1 pseudogene is annotated in these 233 nt (G+C 71.7%); it reads right to left on the bottom strand.

Going from position 1 to position 233, the window contains the following annotated elements:
* Positions 1-233, bottom strand: a pseudogene (locus KVT45_RS55805) (hypothetical protein); the annotation flags it as partial.

Here is a 233-nt window from a genome sequence, read left to right on the forward strand (position 1 = left end):
GCCAGTTCGCGGCCGTGTTGAACCGGGCGGAGACGTGCGACCAGTCGGTGGGCGGATAGCCGCTGCCGTTGTCGCCGGGCCCGCAGTAGCACTCGTCGTCGCCCTGGGTGCGCCAGCTGTTGGCCAGGGACCTCCAGGTCGGGGCGTCGGCGATCGCGAGGTTGTTGGTGAGCGCGAAGGTGATGGGGCGGCCGGTGACCCGCAGGGCCTTGGACCAGGCCTGGACATCGGGG

This window comes from Streptomyces sp. GbtcB6 (assembly GCF_019091475.1).
Classification (GTDB): domain Bacteria; phylum Actinomycetota; class Actinomycetes; order Streptomycetales; family Streptomycetaceae; genus Streptomyces; species Streptomyces hyaluromycini.